A 17,569-nucleotide genomic window follows, 5' to 3' on the forward strand; every position below is an offset into this window, starting at 1 on the left:
TTACCCCTTGACTGCGCCGGCCGTCAGCCCGCGCACGAAATACTTGCCTGCGACCACATAGACCAGCAGGGTCGGCAGGCCGGCGATCATCGCCGCTGCCATATCAACGTTGTATTCCTTGGCGCCGGTGCTGGTGTTGACCAGGTTGTTCAGCGCGACCGTAATCGGCTGCGAATCACCGCTGGAGAACACCACACCGAACAGGAAGTCGTTCCAGATCTGGGTGAATTGCCAGATCAGGCAGACCATGATGATCGGCGTCGACATCGGCAGAATGATCCGCCGGAAAATCGTGAAGAAACCCGCGCCATCCAGGCGTGCGGCTTTCACCAGCGCATCCGGAATGCTCACGTAGTAGTTACGGAAGAACAGCGTGGTGAACGCCAGACCGTAAACCACGTGGATAAACACCAGGCCGGTGGTGGTGCTCGCCAGGCCCATCTTGCCGAGGGTGAACGAGGCCGGCAGCAGCACGGTCTGGAACGGCAGGAAGCAGCCGAACAACAGCAGACCGAAGAATAACTGCGAACCACGGAAGCGCCAGAACGACAGCACATAACCGTTCAACGCGCCGATAGCGGTGGAGATGACCACCGCTGGCACGGTGATCTTGATCGAGTTCCAGAAGTAGCCGTCAACGGTGGCCCAGGCCTTGACCCAGCCGATACCGCTGACCACGGTCGGCCAGCTCAGCAGGTTGCCGGTGCTGATGTCTTCCGGGGTCTTGAAGCTGGTCAGCAACATGACCACCAACGGCACCAGATAAAGCAGTACGGCGAGGATCAGCACCGCGTAGATCGCGATGCGACTCAGGCTGATAGCAGGTTTGGCAGCGAGACTAGTCATTGCGCTTGGTCCTCAGCTCGGAATACAGGTAAGGCACGATGATCGCGAGGATCGCACCGAGCATCAGAATCGCACTGGCCGAGCCCATGCCCATCTGGCCGCGACTGAAGGTGAAGGAATACATGAACATCGCGGGCAGGTCGGAGGAATAACCCGGACCACCGGCAGTCATCGCCGCGACCAGGTCGAAGCTCTTGATCGCAATGTGCGCGAGGATCATCACCGCACTGAAGAACACCGGACGCAGGCTTGGCAGCACCACTTTCCAGTAGATCATCGGCATGCTCGCGCCATCGATCTGCGCGGCACGGATGATCGATTGATCAACGCCACGCAGGCCGGCGAGAAACATCGCCATGATGAAGCCCGAGGCTTGCCAGACAGCGGCGATCACCAGGCAGTAAACCACGCGATCAGGGTCGATCAGCCAGTCGAGACGGAAGCCTTCCCAGCCCCAGTCCCGCAACAATTTGTCCAGGCCCATGCCCGGGTTGAGCAGCCATTTCCAGGCGGTACCGGTAACGATCATCGAGAGCGCCATCGGGTACAGGTAAATGGTGCGGATAAAGCCTTCGCGACGGATGCGCTGGTCGAGGAACACCGCCAGCAACACGCCGATCACCAGAGTGATACCGATGAACATGCCACCGAACACCGCGAGGTTTTTGCTCGCGACCCACCAGCGATCGTTGTCGAACAACCGCGCGTATTGCGCCAGACCAGCCCACTTGTAATTGGGCAGGAAGGTCGAGGTGGTGAACGACAGCACGAACGTCCACAGGATGTAGCCATAGAAGCCCACCAGCACGATGAACATGCTCGGCGCCAGCACCAGTTTGGGTAGCCAGCGTTGCAATGCATCGAACGGCGAGGCCTTGCTGAACACAGCAACAGAACTCATGGGGAAATCCAGTACGAGAGAAAAGGACTACTTGGGCAACTCGTCCCCTTGTAGGAGTGAGCCTGCTCGCGATTGCGGTGTGTCAGTTGATGAATCTGTTACCTGACAAACTGCTATCGCGAGCAGGCTCACTCCTACAGGGTCCAAGGATTACTTGGACGACTTGATCGCTGCGCCAAGTTTCTTGGCGGTGTCGGCCGGGTCGGCTTTCGGGTCGTTGATGTAGTTGGTCACGACATCAAAGAACGCGCCTTGTACCGCCAGCGTGGTCGCCATGTTGTGCGCCATGCTTGGTTGCAGGCCGCCGGACTTGGCGTCCGCCAGGAAGTCTTTGGCAGCAGTCTGTGCGCAGGAGTCGAAGCCCAGCGATTCCATGTTGTTCAACATGTCGTTGCGAACCGGGATCGAGCCTTTGTTGATGCTGAAGACTTTCTGGAAGTTTTCACCCAGCACGACTTTGGCGATGTCTTTCTGACCGGCAGCAGTGCCTGCGTCTTTCTGCTTGAACACAGCCAGCGAGTCGATGTTGTAGGTGAACGCCTTGTCGGTGCCCGGGAAGGCTACGCACTCGTAATCCTTGCCAGCGACTTTCTTCGCGGCTGTCCATTCGGACTTGGCCCAGTCACCCATGATCTGCATGCCGGCCTTGCCGTTGATGACTTTGGCCGCTTCCAGGTTCCAGTCCTGACCTTTGCCGTCGACGTCCATGTAGGTCGCGACTTTCTTCAGCTCGGTCAGTGCCTTGACCATTTCCGGACCGGTCAGTGCGCCGTTGTCCAGATCAACCAGGGCTTTCTTGTAACCATCGACACCCATGACCGAAAGCACCACGGCTTCGAACACGGTGCTGTCCTGCCAAGGCTGGCCGCCGTGGGCCAGCGGAATGAAGCCCGCAGCTTTCAGCTTGTCGCCAGCGGCGTAGAATTCTTCGAGGGTGGTCGGGTTCTTGGTGATACCGGCTTTCTTGAAGACTTCCGGGTTGATCCACAGCCAGTTCACACGGTGAATATTCACCGGCACGGCCACGTAATCACCGTCGTACTTCACGGTATCGGAGACTTTCTTGTCGAGCAGGCTGTCCCACTTTTCCGACTTGGCGACGTCTTTCAGTACGTCGGTGTCGAGCAGGCCGGTCGACGCCCATTCCTGGATGTCCGGGCCTTTGATCTGAGCAACGCCAGGCGGGTTGCCGGCGACTGCGCGGCTTTTCAGCACGGTCATGGCAGTTGCACCGCCACCACCGGCGACAGCGCCGTCTTTCCAGGTGAAACCGTCTTTTTCGACTTGCGCCTTGAGCACATCAACAGCGGCTTTTTCGCCACCGGATGTCCACCAGTGCACGACTTCGACCGAACCTTTGGATTCGGCAGCGGAAACACTGAGAGGCAGAATTGCGAGCGGGAACAGGGAGGCGACAGAAATGACAGTAGCGAGGCGAGAAATCGCATTCATCTGAGATGTACCTTTCTTGTTGTTATGCATGCAAGTCTGGTGCTTGCGCTGCACAGGAGTTTAAACAGGGCGATTCCCTTCGCAGGTAACGAAGGGACGCGCGAATGTCACCACATGGTTACACAGGAGTGCCCTGGAACAAGTGCGCCAAGGCAGTCGCCATGCTGGGTGACAAGGGTAGACGAGGGACCAGTACCGCTTGCCAGGCGTGATACAGATCGGGTTTGCCCGCCCAGATATCGGCACTTGGCACGTTTTGCGGATTGAGCTCGTGGTGCCAGCTGCCGTCGCAACGGTCGATGAAATTCTCTTCGCAGAATTCCCAGAACAGCCGGTACCAGGTTTCGTATTGTTCATCGCCGGTGCGTTTGAGCAAGGCGCTGGCAGCGGCGCTGGCTTCGGCGTGCGTCCAGTGCAGGCGATGGCGGACGACGGCCTTGTTGCCCCAGTCGAGGGTGTAGACGATGCCCGGCAAACCATCGACGTTCCAGCCGTTGCGGCAGTTGTTCTCGAAGAGTTTCTGCGCATCGGTCGCGAGCCAACCCGGTGTGAGCATGCCCGCCTGGACCCGCGCCGCTTCGAGGTGCAGCAACAGCCGCGCCCACTCGAAACCGTGGCCCGGCGTGGTGCCGTAGGGGCGGAAACCATCAGCAGGATTGTCGTGGTTGTATTCGCGCAACGGCTGCCAGTCGCGGTCGAAGTGCTCGATGACCATGTAACCGTTGGCGGCGGCGTGGCCATGGATCACCCGCTCGACGATGCGTTGCGCACGCACCAGCCAGCGCGAGTCTTCAGTGACATCGGCCAGGGCGAGGAACGCTTCGGTGGCGTGCATGTTGCTGTTGGCGCCGCGATAAGCTTCTTCTTCACGCCAGTCGCGGTTGAAGAATTCGCGCATGGCGCCCTCTTCTTCGCTCCAGAAATACGTGTCGATGATGTCGATGGCGTCATCCAGCAACGCTTGCGCGCCGGGGCGTTTGGCGACCACAGCGGAGCTGGCGGCCAATGCGACGAACGCGTGCAGGTAGGCATTCTTGCCGGTGTTGTCGTCACGGTGTTCGGCGACGGCGAACCAACCGCCGTGCAATGCATCGCGCAATGGCCCGCGCAGGGCGGCGATGCCGTGATCGATCAGTTCGGCGAAACCCGGCAGGCCCTGGATATGGGCCATGGCGAAGCTGTGGGTCATGCGCGCGGTGTTCATGGTTTCGGCTTGCGCGTTGGCTGGCAGACGGCCGCGTTCGTCGAGGTTGCCGAAGCCATCGGGGAGTTTTGCTGCCTTGGCGAAATCCAGCAGGCGCAGGCCTTCGGCGGCGAGCCATTGCTGATGGGCAGGGGCGTTCAGCCAACTGCTGAAGCCGGGTTGGAAGAGATCCATGGTTGGCCTTTTTTGTTGTTATGACTGCGGGGAGTCTAAACAACGGGCCGGGGTGGGCTTGTAACGAAGGGGGCGGGGTTTGTCACCAGCCCGTGACAAAGAGCAACCCCTCACCCCAGCCTTCTCCCGGAAGGAGAGGGGGCCGACCGCGGGGTATTGAAGAGTTACGCCGACCTGAAAGTTTTTCAGCGAAACCATAATCGACACAGTGTTTCAGGTCGATATATGACGCAAGACAACTCGGTCAGTCCCCTCTCCCTACGGGCGGTCCGACGTTTCGGGAGGGCTAGGGTGAGGGGTTCTTTTGATCTAATCCACTGAACGCGGCAATTGCAGGGTCACCCGCAACCCACCCTCACGCAAATTCTGCAACGTCACTTCGCCGCCATGACTGTGAGCAATATTGCGCGCAATACCCAACCCCAACCCATACCCCTGCTGCTGCCCCGCCAACCGGAAGTGCGGCTCGAACACCTGCTCCAGCCGCTGCTCCGGCACGCCCGGCCCTTCATCGTCGACATGCAAGACAAACGCGCTGTCATCGTCATCGATGTGCAGATGCGCGTTCTGCCCATACTTCAAGGCGTTGTCGATCAAATTGCCGATGCAACGCTTGAGCGCCAACGGTTTGCCCGGATACGCCGCCAACGCCCGGCCCTGCTGAGTCACGCGACCATTGCCGTTCGGCGCCAGATACGGCTCGACCAGACAATCGAGCACATGGTTGAGATCCACCGGCTCGATGTTCTCGTGGATGTCGGTGTCTTTCACGCATTGCAGCGCGCCTTTGACCAGCAGTTCCAGCTCGTCCAGATCACGGCCGAACTTGGCTTGCAGGGTTTCGTCTTCGAGCAATTCGACGCGTAGGCGCAAGCGCGTGATCGGTGTGCGCAGGTCGTGAGAAATCGCACTGAACAACTGACTGCGTTCGGTCAGGTAACGGCTGATGCGTTCGCGCATTGTGTTGAACGCACGGCCCACTTCGACCACTTCACTGCCGCCACCCTCGGCCACTGGCTCGACGTCGGCGCCCAGCGACATGTCCCGCGCTGCCCGTGCCAGACGCTTGAGCGGCCGGCTCTGCCAGTGCACCAATACGCCGATGAACAGCAGCAGAAAGCCGCTGGTGAGGACGATGAACCACACCTGCTGCGACGGCAGGCCTTGCTCTTCAAGACTGGTGTACGGCTCGGGCAGTAAAGAGGCGATGTACAGCCATTCGCCCGGCGCCATCTGGATCTGTGTGACCAGCACAGGCGGGTTCACCGGCTCCAGGGTCAGCGCGTAATGCGCCCACGAACGTGGCAACTCATCGAGCTTCAGCCCGGCGTTGAAAATCCGCAGGTCCTCGGGACTGACAAAGGTCACTGAAATATCCGTGTCATGGCCGAGGGTCTGGCGCAGTACTTCGTCGACCGCTTTCATCACCGCCGCTTTACGCGGCGTCACCGGTAGCACGTCCATGCCGAGCGGTTTGTCGTTGAGCGTCACGACAAATCGGGTGCCGCCCATGCTGCGCAATTGGTCGAGTACCAACGGCCGGTAAGCCACCGGCAACGAGCGGAAGTAACTGACGCTGGCGGTCATCGAATGCGCAAGGCTGCGGGCGCTGGTGACCAGGCCTTCGAGCTGCGTGGCGCGCAGTTGCGAAACCCAGATCACACTCGACAGTGTTTGCGCGAACAACACCGCCAACAGCGTCAAGAGCAGCATTCGCCCAAGCAACGAGCGCGGCACCGGCACCCTGGCGGCGATTTTGCGCAACGACTCAGTGACCATTGCCGGCAACCACGTTGGCTGCCAGTTGATAACCGCTGCCGCGCACGGTGCGAATCAGTCGTGGCGGTTTTTCAGTGTCGCGCAGGCGCTGACGCAAACGGCTGACAGCCATGTCGACGATGCGATCGAGCGGCATCAGGTCGCGGCCACGGGTGGCGTTGCCGATGGTGTCGCGGTCGAGGATTTCCTGCGGGTGATCAAGGAACAGTTTCAGCAGAGCGAAGTCGGCACCCGAGAGGATTACTTCCTCGCCGTCGGTGTGAAACAGCCGATGGCTGACCATGTCCAGCCGCCACTCGTCGAACGCCAGCACTTCACTGCCGCTGCGTTCCTGACCGAATTGCGCACGGCGCAGCAGGGCTTTGATGCGTGCCTGCAACTCGCGAGGGCTGAAGGGTTTGCCGAGGTAGTCGTCGGCGCCGAGTTCCAGCCCGATCACGCGGTCGGCTTCGTCGGAGCTGGCGGTGAGCATGATGATCGGCACCTGCGCCTGACGCGGATGCTGGCGCACCCAACGGCACAGGCTGAAACCGTCTTCGTCGGGCAGCATGACATCGAGGATCACCAGATCGCTCGGCGCTTCGTTGAGTGCCTGACGGAAACTGGCGCCATCGGCGGTGGCCCGCACCTGAAACCCGGCGCGGGTCAGGTAGGTTTCCAGCAACTCGCGTATTTCCTGGTCGTCATCGACCAACAATATCGACTTGTTGACTGAGCTCACTTCGAAGGCATCCTTGTTGTTGGAATTGGGGCGGATTATGCCTGATGAACCGATCGTTCCCACGCTCTGCGTGGGAATGCCTCAAGGGACGCTCTGCGTCAAGTGACGCGGAGCGTCACGGGCTGCATTCCCACGCAGAGCGTGGGAACGATCCTCAGCCAGCTTGCTCGAGGGCCACACCCGCGCCCATAAGGCCGGAATACGGCGCTGTCACCAGCCACACCGGAATGCCTTTGAAATAATCGCTCATACAACCTTTATCCGCGAAGCTGCGGGCAAAACCGCTTTCGAGGAAGAAATCGGCAAAACGTGGAATCACACCACCGACGATAAACACCCCGCCACGCCCGCCCGTGGTCAGCACGTTGTTGCCGGCCACACGCCCAAGCCAGCAGCAGAACTGCTCGAGCACTTCCAGGGCAATCGGATCGCCCGCCAGACCGGCCGCGGTAATCGCTTCCGGCGTATCGAGTGTCGGCTCATGGCCATCGACCGCGCAGATCGCCCGGTAAACCCGTGGCAATCCACCACCGCTCAACGCAGTTTCGGCGCTGACATGACCGATCTCGTTATGGATGTGCTGCCACAACTGGGTTTCACGCGGACTGCTCAGCGGCAGATCAACGTGACCGCCCTCGCCCGGCAACGCCGCGAAACGACCTTCCCCCAGATCGAGCAAAGTGCCGACGCCAAGGCCGGTGCCCGGACCGATCACCACCGCCGGACGCAACGGTTCCGGCGTGCCTTCGCAGACCACGCGGAATTCGCCCGGCTGCAAACGGGTCATGCCCAGCGCCATCGCCGAGAAATCGTTGACCAGCAACAACTGCTCGACCTGCAAGGTTTTGCAGAACGCCGTGCGGCTCAGCCGCCAGTGGTTGTTGGTGAACTTGAATTCATCGCCGCTGACCGGGCCGGCCACCGACAGGCACACTGAACCGATCGAACCCGGTGCCAAGCCAAGCCCGCTCAGATAGAGGATGATCGCCTCTTCCGGGCTGGCGTGGTCGGCCGTGGCCAACACCTGAACCGATTCCAGTTGCTGGTTTTTCCACAGCGCAAACCGCGCGTTGGTGCCTCCGATGTCACCGACCAAAGCCAGTTTCAATTAAGCGTCTCCAGGGCAGAAGTGAAGGCGCTGGCGCCCTGCTCTGCCGAGCTGAAGGCCATGCGCATGAAGCCAAACAGCTCACGTCCGCTGCCGATGTTGTTGGCCAACAGGCCCTTGGCGGGTTCGCGCGCTGCAAATTCTGCGGCGTCGACCTTGAGTTCCAAGGTGCCTTTGACGCCATCGACGCGGATGATATCGCCCTCTTGCACGCGTGCCAAAGCGCCGCCGACATAAGCTTCGGGGCTGACGTGAATTGCCGCCGGGATTTTCCCCGAGGCGCCGGACATGCGTCCGTCCGTCACCAGCGCAACTTTGAAGCCGCGATCCTGCAGCACACCGAGGAACGGCGTCATCTTGTGCAGCTCGGGCATACCGTTGGAGCGCGGGCCCTGGAAGCGCATCACTGCAACGAAATCTTTTTCCAGCAGACCGGCCTTGAACGCGTCGGCCAGATCCTGTTGATCCTGGAACACCATCGCCGGCGCTTCGACGATCTGGTTTTCCAGCGCCACAGCGGACACCTTCATCACACCGCGACCGAGGTTGCCTTCCATCACGCGCAAACCGCCTTCCGGCGAGAACGCACGGGCGACCGGACGCAGGATGTTTTCGTCGAGGCTGTCGAGCGGACCTTCGCGCCAGACCAGTTCACCGTTATCAAGGAACGGTTCCTTGGTGTATTTGCTCAAGCCGTGACCGAGCACGGTGTTGACGTCTTCGTGCAACAGACCGGCGCCAAGCAGTTCGCGGATCAGGAACGACATGCCGCCCGCTGCCTGGAAGTGGTTGATGTCGGCTTTGCCGTTCGGGTAGACGTGGCTCAGGGTCGGCACGACTTCGGAGAGGTCGGCCATGTCCTGCCAGGTCAGTTGAATGCCTGCGGCCATGGCGATGGCCGGCATGTGCAGGGTGTGGTTGGTCGAACCGCCGGTGGCGTGCAACGCAACAATCGAGTTGACCAGCGACTTCTCGTCGACGATTTCGCCGATCGGCATGAAGTTGCCGTTCTGCTTGGTCAGGCGCGTCACTTGGTGCGCGGCTTCGCGGGTCAGCGCGTCACGCAGCGGCGTGTTCGGGTTGACGAACGAGGCACCCGGCAAGTGCAGGCCCATGACTTCCATCAGCAATTGGTTAGTGTTGGCGGTGCCGTAGAAGGTGCAAGTGCCCGGGCTGTGGTAGGACTTCATCTCCGATTCCAGAAGCTCTTCGCGGGTGGCTTTGCCTTCGGCGTACTTCTGGCGGACGTCGGCTTTTTCCTTGTTGGAAATCCCCGAGACCATCGGCCCGCCCGGCACAAAGATTGTTGGCAGGTGACCGAAACGCAGCGACCCCATCATCAGGCCCGGGACGATCTTGTCGCAGATGCCGAGCATCAACGCGCCGTCGAACATGTTGTGCGACAACGCCACCGCCGTGGACAACGCGATCACTTCGCGGCTCGGCAGGCTCAGTTCCATGCCCGGCTCGCCTTGGGTGACGCCGTCGCACATTGCCGGTGTACCACCAGCGAACTGGCCGACCGAGCCGATTTCGCGCAGGGCGTTCTTGATCTGTTCCGGGAACACTTCATACGGCTGGTGCGCCGAGAGCATGTCGTTATACGAAGAAACAATGGCGATGTTCGCCGAGTTCATCATCCGCAAGCTGTGTTTGTCTTCACTGCCGCAACCGGCCACGCCGTGGGCGAAGTTGGCGCATTGCAGCTTGCCGCGCATCGGCCCGTCAGTGGCGGCGCCGCGAATCAGTGCAAGGTAAGCCTGACGCGTGGCGCGGCTGCGGGCGATAAGCCGTTCGGTGACCTCAAGAACGCGGGGATGCATGTGTAGAACTCCAGGCTAACGGATGTGGCGACCTGATTGTCTATGCTGATCAAACGCCGTTGTTGTTGGAATGACAGACGGCTTTTTTGACCAATCGGACCAGTTGATTCAGGTCACTCGTTGTAGATAAAACAAAATATTGCCACTAAAAAGGCTTGTTTTCTATTTTTATGCGAATAATCTTGTAATTCCAACAACAAAACGACGGCGGCGCTGTTCCATGACTCTACGAATCGCAATCAATGGTTTTGGCCGCATTGGCCGTAATGTCCTGCGCGCACTGTATACCCAAGGCTATCGACAGGATTTGCAGATCGTCGCCATCAACGATCTGGGCGACAGCTCGATCAACGCCCATCTGCTCAAATACGACACCGTTCATGGCACGTTCGACGCGCAAGTCGAGCATGATAACGAGAGCCTGACGGTCAACGGCGACCGCATTGCCGTCAGCGCGATCCGCAACCCGGCCGAACTGCCATGGGCCGCGGAAAAAATCGACGTGGTATTCGAGTGCACCGGTCTGTTTACCGACCGAGCCAAAGCCGCCGCGCATCTTACTGCCGGCGCGCGCAAAGTGATCATCTCGGCCCCGGCCAAAGGCGCCGACGCCACCGTCGTATATGGTGTGAACCACGACATTCTGCGCCAGTCGCACCAGATCATCTCCAACGCGTCGTGCACCACCAACTGCCTGGCACCGGTGGCGCAGGTGCTGCACCGTGAGTTGGGCATCGAAAGCGGTCTGATGACCACCATTCATGCTTACACCAACGATCAGAACCTCACCGACGTCTATCACACCGACCCGTACCGCGCGCGTTCGGCCACGCAGAACATGATCCCGAGCAAGACCGGCGCCGCTGAAGCGGTGGGCCTGGTGTTGCCGGAACTGGCGGGAAAACTGACCGGCATGGCCGTGCGCGTACCGGTGATCAATGTGTCGCTGGTGGATTTGACCGTGCAGCTGAAAAAAGAAGCCAGCGCCGAGGAAGTCAACGCGCTGCTCAAGGCTGCCAGCCAACACTCGAAGATATTGGGTTACAACACGTTGCCGCTGGTTTCCAGCGACTTCAACCACAACCCGCTGTCGTCGATCTTCGACGCCAACCACACCAAATCCAGCGGCAAACTGCTGAAAGTGCTGGCCTGGTACGACAACGAATGGGGCTTCTCGAACCGCATGCTGGATAACTGCCTGGCGCTGTGTAACGCGGAATAAGGTTGCCCTGCCCCCCTGTAGGAGCTGCCGCAGGCTGCGATCTTTTGATTTTGTTTTTAAGATCAACATCAAAAGATCGCAGCCTTCGGCAGCTCCTACATTGGGTTCCATCCCGGGCTTTACCGTTCTTTGACAATTCAGGGCTTGACCATACGGGCAGATGATAAGCATTATCATTTGCTCAAAATGGATCAGGTCCTCCCGTGAGTCAATCGCGCTTCAACCACGTCTTCCTTACTCAGCGCACATCCTTGCTGCGTACGCTGGAACGCATGGTCAACAATCACAGCACCGCTGAAGACCTGTTGCAGGAGACCTACCTGCGCGTGACGCGGGCGCTGAGCGAGCGGGCCATCGATCATCTTGAACCCTTTGTTTTCCAGACCGCGCGCAATCTGGCGCTGGACCATTTGCGTGCGCGCAAGATCCATTCGCGCACGATGGTCGATGACGTGCCGCAGGACATCGTGCACAGCATCGCCGCCCCCGCCAGCAGCGCCGAAGACGCCGCCCACGCCGAACAAATGCTGGAGCGCCTGAATGTGAGCCTCAGTCAACTCAGCCCGCGTCAGCAACAGATTTTCATCCTCAGCCGCTTGCACGGGCACAGCTATCAGGAAATTGCTGACGAACTGAGCGTTTCCCTCAGTACCGTGCAGAAGGAATTGAAACTGATCATGACTATTTGCATCGGCGTCGCCGAACGACACGACAGCAGCGGCAAGCTGTAAGCTTCAAGCTCCAAGTAAAAACGAAAAGCAGTGCACGCATCTAGCTTGCAGCTTGAAGCTTGAAACTGCTTCGCCAGAAGCCCGAGGAAACACCGTGACGGACACCCACCGCTCGCCTTCGCCAGATTCGGCGCAGGACGCTGCAACCGCAATGGACCAGGCTTTGGACTGGCTCATCGTGCTCGGCAGCCCGGACGAGGAGCAGACCCGGCAGTTCCACGCATGGCTGGAGGCCGACCCGCTGAATGCCGAGGCGTTTGCCAAGGCGCAGGCGATCTGGGACGGCCCGCAAATCGCTCAATGTGCGCAAAGCCTTGCCGCAAAACCGGCGAAAGTCACCGTCCTCAAGCGTTTGCGTCCCCACTGGAAACCACTGGCCACTGCGGCGGTGCTGTTGCTCGGGTTGTTCAGTTTCAGCAATTTGCCGATGCGCATTCAGGCCGATCACCTGACCGTGGTCGGCGAGCGTCAGCGCCTGCAACTGGAGGACGGTTCGAAAGTCCTGCTCAACACCAATTCGGCGTTCTCCAGCACCATCGACGATCAGCAGCGCGTGGCCCGGCTGTATCAGGGCGAGGCGTATTTCGAGATTGCCGGCGGGCGCAACCAGCCACTGGAAATCGACGCCGGCCCGGTCAAGGCCAGCGTCCGTGACACGGCGTTTGCCGTGCGTTATCTCGATGGCGTGGCGCAGGTCAACGTGCAGCGTGGCGATGTCGATCTGCGCGCGACCCATGACGATGCACGGGTGCGTTTGTCGGCCGGTGAGAGTATTCGCATCGGCCCCAACGGTTTCGACCGCCCGGCGAAACTCGATGCCAACACCGATCTGGCCTGGGTCCAGGGCCGACTGGTGTTCGAGAACTGCCCGTTGAATCAGGTGCTGGCCGAACTGCGTCGTTACTATCCCGGCTGGATCATCAATACCAATGAACAGCTGGCCGACGTTAACGTCACTGGCAACTACCGGCTCGATCAGCCGCTCGACGTGGTTCGCTCCCTCGCCCACATCACCTCGGCGCGCCTGCAGGAATTCCCGGCGCTGGTGATCCTGAACTAAATGAGAATTATTTTTACTCGATAGCGGAAGCCCGTTCGTCTCGTTATAGCCAATGCAATTGATTCGCATCACGATGCCAATCAGCAACTATAAAGATTCGTGCGACACGGAGCGCTATCGATGTCCTCACGCCTTACCCGCCAGACCTCCCCTTCCCGCGTATTTTCGCTGCTGACCGCCGCCATTCTCATGGCCGGCACCGCACCGCTGATGGCTGCCACCGAGCAGCCGGCACGCAACATGGGTGATTACTCGTTCGCCATCGGCCAGCAACCGCTGGTGTCGGCACTCAATGCCTTCACTGCTGTGACGGGTTGGCAGGTCGGCTTGCCGGCAGAGTTGGGGCAGAACCTATCGTCGCCGGGCGTGCGCGGTTCGCTGCCACCGGAAAAAGCCCTCGAGCGTCTGTTGGTGGGGACCAACCTGAGCTTCCGCAAGCTGAGCAACAACAACGTCGTGCTGGAAAAACGCAACGCCGGCGGTTCCCTCAATCTTGATCAGGTGACCATCAGCGCCACGCGTCAGGAACAGTCGGTGAGCAGCGTGCCGGCCACCGTCAGCGTGCAGACCCGCGAGGATCTGGATCGCAACAACGTCAACTCGATCAAGGATCTGGTGCGTTACGAGCCGGGCGTTTCGGTGGGCGGTGCCGGTCAACGTGCCGGCATCACTGGCTACAACATCCGTGGTATTGACGGTGACCGCGTCCTGACCCAAGTCGACGGCGTGCAAGTGCCAGACAGTTTCTTCAACGGTCCGTACGCGCAGACCAACCGCAATTACGTCGACCCGGAAATCGTCAAACGCGTCGAAATTCTCCGTGGCCCGGCCTCGGTGCTGTACGGCAGCAACGCCATTGGCGGCGCAGTCAGCTATTACACCCTCGACCCGGACGACATCATCAAACCTGGCCAGGACGTCGGCGCACGACTGAAAACCGGTTACAGCTCGGCCGATGACAGCTGGCTGACCTCCGGCACCGTTGCTGGCCGCACTGGCGACTTCGACGGTTTGCTGCACCTGAGCCAGCGCAACGGTCATGAAACCGAATCCTACGGCGAAACCGGTGGCACCGGCCTGAACCGCACCGAGGCCAATCCGCAAGACGTGCGCACCACCAACGTGCTGGCCAAACTCGGCTGGAACTACGCTGACGACGCGCGCTTCGGCCTCACCTACGAACACTACAAAGACGATCGCGACACCAATCAGTTGAGCGCCGTCGGTGGCCCGTTCAACGCTGGACGCGGGTTTGGTTTCTACAAGGCGCGCACCGGCAACGACACCGTTACCCGCGAGCGTTTTGGTCTGGAACACCGCTTCGCACTGGACACCGCGTTGGCCGACAACATCAAGTGGTCGCTCAACTACCAGATCGCCAAGACCGACCAAACCACCCAGGAAATCTACGCGCCGTCGCGCACCGTGTTGCGCAACCGCGACACCAATTACAAGGATCGCCAGTGGGTATTCGATGCGCAGGCTGACAAGTCGTTTGCCATCGCCGACACCGACCACACCATCACCTACGGCACGACCATCAAGCAGGACAAAGTCACCGGACTGCGCACCGGCAACGGCACCTGCCTGACCGTCAGCGGCGCCTGCCGGGTGATCGGTGCGCCAAGCGCCGCCGACACCCTGAAACCGGCCAGCGACTTCCCGGATCCGACCATCAACAGCTACAGCCTGTTCGCGCAGGATCAGATCAGCTGGGGTAACTGGACGTTCCTGCCGGGCGCACGTTACGACTACACCCAACTCAAGCCGCACATCACCGATGAGTTCCTCGCCACTGCCGACCAGAGCGGCAACGGTCAAGTCAGCGACAAGGAAAAAACCTGGCATCGTCTGTCGCCGAAGTTCGGCACGACCTACAGCTTCAACGATAACTACACCTGGTACGGTCAGTACGCCGAAGGCTTCCGCACGCCGACCGCCAAGGCCTTGTACGGTCGCTTTGAAAACCTCGCGGGCGGCTACCAGGTCGCGCCGAACCCGGATCTGGAACCGGAAAAAAGCAAAAGCTATGAAACCGGCCTGCGTGGCCAATTTGAAGCGGGCACCTTCGACGTTGCGGTGTTCTACAACAAGTACCGTGATTTCATCGATGAAAACGCGATCACTCCGGGCTACTCCGAGACCACGTTCCAGAGCAACAACATCAAACACGCCACCATCAAAGGCGTGGAGCTTAAAGGTCGCCTGAACCTCGATACCTTCGGCGCACCGACCGGCCTCTACACCCAAGGCTCGATGGCGTATCTGTACGGCCGCAATGACGACAGCGGTCAGCCGCTGAACAGCGTCAATCCGCTGACCGGCGTGTTCGGTCTCGGTTATGACCAGGATAAATACGGTGCGTTGCTGAGCTGGACGCTGGTCAAGCGCAAGGATCGTGTCGACAGCACCATGTTCAAGACACCGGACGGCACCAGCACCCAGTTCAAGACCCCGGGTTATGGCGTGCTCGACCTGGCCGGTTTCTACAAAGTCACCGACGATGTGACCGTCAATGCCGGTCTCTACAACCTGACCGACAAGAAATACTGGCAGTGGGATGACGTGCGCGGTTACGACAGCGTCGGCGAAGCCTCGGTCACGCAGCCGGCCAACCTTGATCGCCTGACCCAGCCGGGCCGCAACTTCGCGATCAATCTGGTCTGGGACATCTGATCCGGCCGACCTCACGGCGCGTGTTCAAGCACCGCGCAGTGAGGTTTTTTTACGCTCGCGCGCTTGCTGGTTCGTCTCGTTAGCAAGCGCCTCTTTTTCTCAAGGATTTGTCATGACCGCTCAAGACACCGAACAACGCCCTGCCCTGCGTTCGCAACGCTTGAACCAGATCACCAACGAGCCGCACAGCAAGCTCGACGCGTTGGTCAAAGCGCATGCGCCGTTCGAGAACCGCGCCAACTTCGCCCGTTTCGTGGTCGCGCAGTACCTGTTCCAGTCAGAACTGGTCGACCTGTACAACGATGCCGAACTGACCGCGATCGTGCCTGACCTGCCCGCGCGTTGCCGCGCCGAAGCGGCCAGGGCTGACCTCGCGGATCTCGACACCGAAGTCCCGGCACCGGTCGCTGGCGCGGTGAAAAACCCGAGCAAGGCACGGGCACTGGGCTGGATCTTTGTGTCCGAAGGTTCGAAGCTCGGCGCTGCGTTCCTGATCAAACGCGCGGTGGCGCTGGAGCTGAGCGAAACCTTCGGTGCCCGTCACCTCGGTGAGCCAGAAGGTGGCCGTGCCGAAGGCTGGAAGAGTTTCGTGCGTACCCTCGATTCGCTGCAGTTCACTGCCGAGGAAGAAGCCGAAGTCGAGCAAGGCGCGATCGATGCGTTCAACCGCTTCACCGTGTTGCTGGAACAGGCCTACGCCACCGAAGCCGAACTCGCCTGAGTCACAAAAATCCCCCTGTAGGAGCTGCCGCAGGCTGCGATCTTTTGATCTTGAAAACAACATCAAAAGATCGCAGCCTGCGGCAGCTCCTACAGGGGGGGCGCGTAAGTCTGTAAGATCTCCATTCCGCTTCAGAAGCAATCCGCTGAGCCCATGCCGCAACCCGCCTCCTCAAAACTCGCCCGCGTGCTGTTCGGCCTCTTGGCCTACGTCAGCCTCGGCATCGGCCTGATCGCCATTGTCGTGCCCGGCCTGCCGACCACCGAGTTCATCCTCCTCGCCGCCTGGGCCGCGACCCGCAGCTCGCCGCGCCTGAGTGCCTGGCTGGAAAACCATCGGCTGTTCGGGCCGATTCTGAGTAACTGGCGCAACGGCAAGATCATCGCGCGCAAAGCCAAAGTCAGCGCGACGATAAGCATGCTGCTCTGCGCGACGTTGATGCTAGTGATGCTCGATCACGGCTGGCCGATCTATCTGGCGATTGCCGGGATGGGGTTGGGAAATCTGTGGATCTGGTCGCGCCCGGAATCGATTCCTGTTTAAGCCACACCGAGTTTCTGTGTGAAGAACTTCTGTGGTGAGGGGATTCTGTGGCGAGGGGATTTATCCCCGATTGGCTGCGAAGCAGCCACAGTCCAGAAACCCTGATTTGTCAGACAGAACCCATTCTCAGGTTTTGGGCCTGCTTCGCAGGCCATCGGGGATAAATCCCCTCGCCACAAAAGCTATCCAATTCACGCAAACACTTCCCTGAAATTGTTCTGATTTCCAGCACTTTCCCCTGCGCAAACGTTTAGCGATGACCGTTCGTCGGCAACCGCCTCATGCCCTCTCGCCTCGCGCCGATGAGCATTGAATGGCGCTGAATGGATTTGGCGAACCGGATAGTTCATATCCGCCTGCCACCCGTTTATTCATTCGCGAGATCGCCCCATGTTCGACTCTCTGTCCATTCGCCTGAAAATCGTCCTGCTCTCCGGTCTGTGCCTGCTCGGTGTGGTCGCACTGATCGTCGGCATGAACATGTACCAGACCAACCAGAACGACGAACTGGTCAGCAATTCCAGCAATCAGCTGCTCACCGCCAGTGTGCAGAACCTGCTGCAAGCCAAGGCCGCCGAACAAGCGGTGCGGGTGCAGAAAACCTTCGG

At 60.0% G+C, this 17,569-nt stretch carries 14 protein-coding genes; 6 read left to right on the forward strand and 8 right to left on the reverse strand.

Annotated features, from left to right (window positions below):
* The 8 genes from ACIPZE_RS13120 to edd all read right to left on the reverse strand — a co-directional run bounded on the left by ACIPZE_RS13120 (position 1) and on the right by edd (position 10,008).
* Entirely contained in the window at positions 1–846 is an 846-nt protein-coding gene (locus tag ACIPZE_RS13120; RefSeq protein ID WP_277758977.1) for a carbohydrate ABC transporter permease, read from the reverse strand.
* The gene (locus ACIPZE_RS13125; protein WP_008082808.1) at positions 839–1,747 is read right to left on the reverse strand and encodes a carbohydrate ABC transporter permease; all 909 of its coding nucleotides are present in this window, start codon (positions 1,745–1,747) and stop codon (positions 839–841) included. The genes ACIPZE_RS13120 and ACIPZE_RS13125 overlap by 8 nt, the downstream gene beginning before the upstream one ends.
* Positions 1,748–1,897: 150 nt before the next feature.
* Positions 1,898–3,199 carry an ABC transporter substrate-binding protein gene (locus tag ACIPZE_RS13130; RefSeq protein ID WP_129395196.1) on the reverse strand — a complete coding sequence of 434 codons (1,302 nt, stop codon included), beginning with the start codon at positions 3,197–3,199 and terminating at the stop codon, positions 1,898–1,900.
* A 118-nt stretch (positions 3,200–3,317) separates the two neighbouring features.
* Positions 3,318–4,577, reverse strand: coding sequence for an AGE family epimerase/isomerase (locus ACIPZE_RS13135; RefSeq protein WP_400773198.1), 1,260 nt, complete (start codon positions 4,575–4,577; stop codon positions 3,318–3,320).
* Between the two features lie 309 nt (positions 4,578–4,886).
* On the reverse strand, positions 4,887–6,356 hold the full coding sequence (locus ACIPZE_RS13140) for an ATP-binding protein (protein WP_283439226.1): 1,470 nt from the start codon (positions 6,354–6,356) through the stop codon (positions 4,887–4,889).
* Positions 6,346–7,077, reverse strand: coding sequence for a response regulator (locus tag ACIPZE_RS13145; RefSeq protein WP_025112821.1), 732 nt, complete (start codon positions 7,075–7,077; stop codon positions 6,346–6,348). Before ACIPZE_RS13145 ends, ACIPZE_RS13140 begins: the two co-directional genes overlap by 11 nt.
* A 154-nt stretch (positions 7,078–7,231) precedes the next feature.
* Positions 7,232–8,185 carry a glucokinase gene (locus ACIPZE_RS13150; protein WP_400773201.1) on the reverse strand — a complete coding sequence of 318 codons (954 nt, stop codon included), beginning with the start codon at positions 8,183–8,185 and terminating at the stop codon, positions 7,232–7,234.
* Positions 8,182–10,008, reverse strand: coding sequence for a phosphogluconate dehydratase (gene edd / locus ACIPZE_RS13155; protein WP_400773203.1), 1,827 nt, complete (start codon positions 10,006–10,008; stop codon positions 8,182–8,184). The genes ACIPZE_RS13150 and edd overlap by 4 nt, the downstream gene beginning before the upstream one ends.
* A 220-nt stretch (positions 10,009–10,228) precedes the next feature.
* On the opposite strand from edd, the gene gap reads away from it, so the two are divergent.
* From gap to ACIPZE_RS13185, 6 genes are all read left to right on the forward strand, one after another.
* Complete coding sequence (gap, locus tag ACIPZE_RS13160) at positions 10,229–11,230, forward strand: type I glyceraldehyde-3-phosphate dehydrogenase (RefSeq protein ID WP_129395201.1); 1,002 nt, start codon at positions 10,229–10,231, stop codon at positions 11,228–11,230.
* A gap of 203 nt (positions 11,231–11,433) precedes the next feature.
* Complete coding sequence (locus ACIPZE_RS13165) at positions 11,434–11,961, forward strand: RNA polymerase sigma factor (RefSeq protein ID WP_129395202.1); 528 nt, start codon at positions 11,434–11,436, stop codon at positions 11,959–11,961.
* A 94-nt stretch (positions 11,962–12,055) separates the two neighbouring features.
* The gene (locus tag ACIPZE_RS13170) at positions 12,056–13,021 is read left to right on the forward strand and encodes a FecR domain-containing protein (protein WP_283439230.1); all 966 of its coding nucleotides are present in this window, start codon (positions 12,056–12,058) and stop codon (positions 13,019–13,021) included.
* Positions 13,022–13,141: 120 nt separating this feature from the next.
* On the forward strand, positions 13,142–15,697 hold the full coding sequence (locus ACIPZE_RS13175; protein ID WP_400773206.1) for a TonB-dependent receptor: 2,556 nt from the start codon (positions 13,142–13,144) through the stop codon (positions 15,695–15,697).
* Between the two features lie 112 nt (positions 15,698–15,809).
* The gene (locus tag ACIPZE_RS13180) at positions 15,810–16,418 is read left to right on the forward strand and encodes a biliverdin-producing heme oxygenase (protein WP_400773207.1); all 609 of its coding nucleotides are present in this window, start codon (positions 15,810–15,812) and stop codon (positions 16,416–16,418) included.
* A gap of 153 nt (positions 16,419–16,571) precedes the next feature.
* Entirely contained in the window at positions 16,572–16,961 is a 390-nt protein-coding gene (locus ACIPZE_RS13185) for a YbaN family protein (protein ID WP_283439233.1), read from the forward strand.
* The last annotated feature ends 608 nt before the right edge of the window (positions 16,962–17,569 follow it).

This window comes from Pseudomonas sp. NPDC089741 (assembly GCF_044748825.1).
GTDB lineage: Bacteria > Pseudomonadota > Gammaproteobacteria > Pseudomonadales > Pseudomonadaceae > Aquipseudomonas > Aquipseudomonas helmanticensis.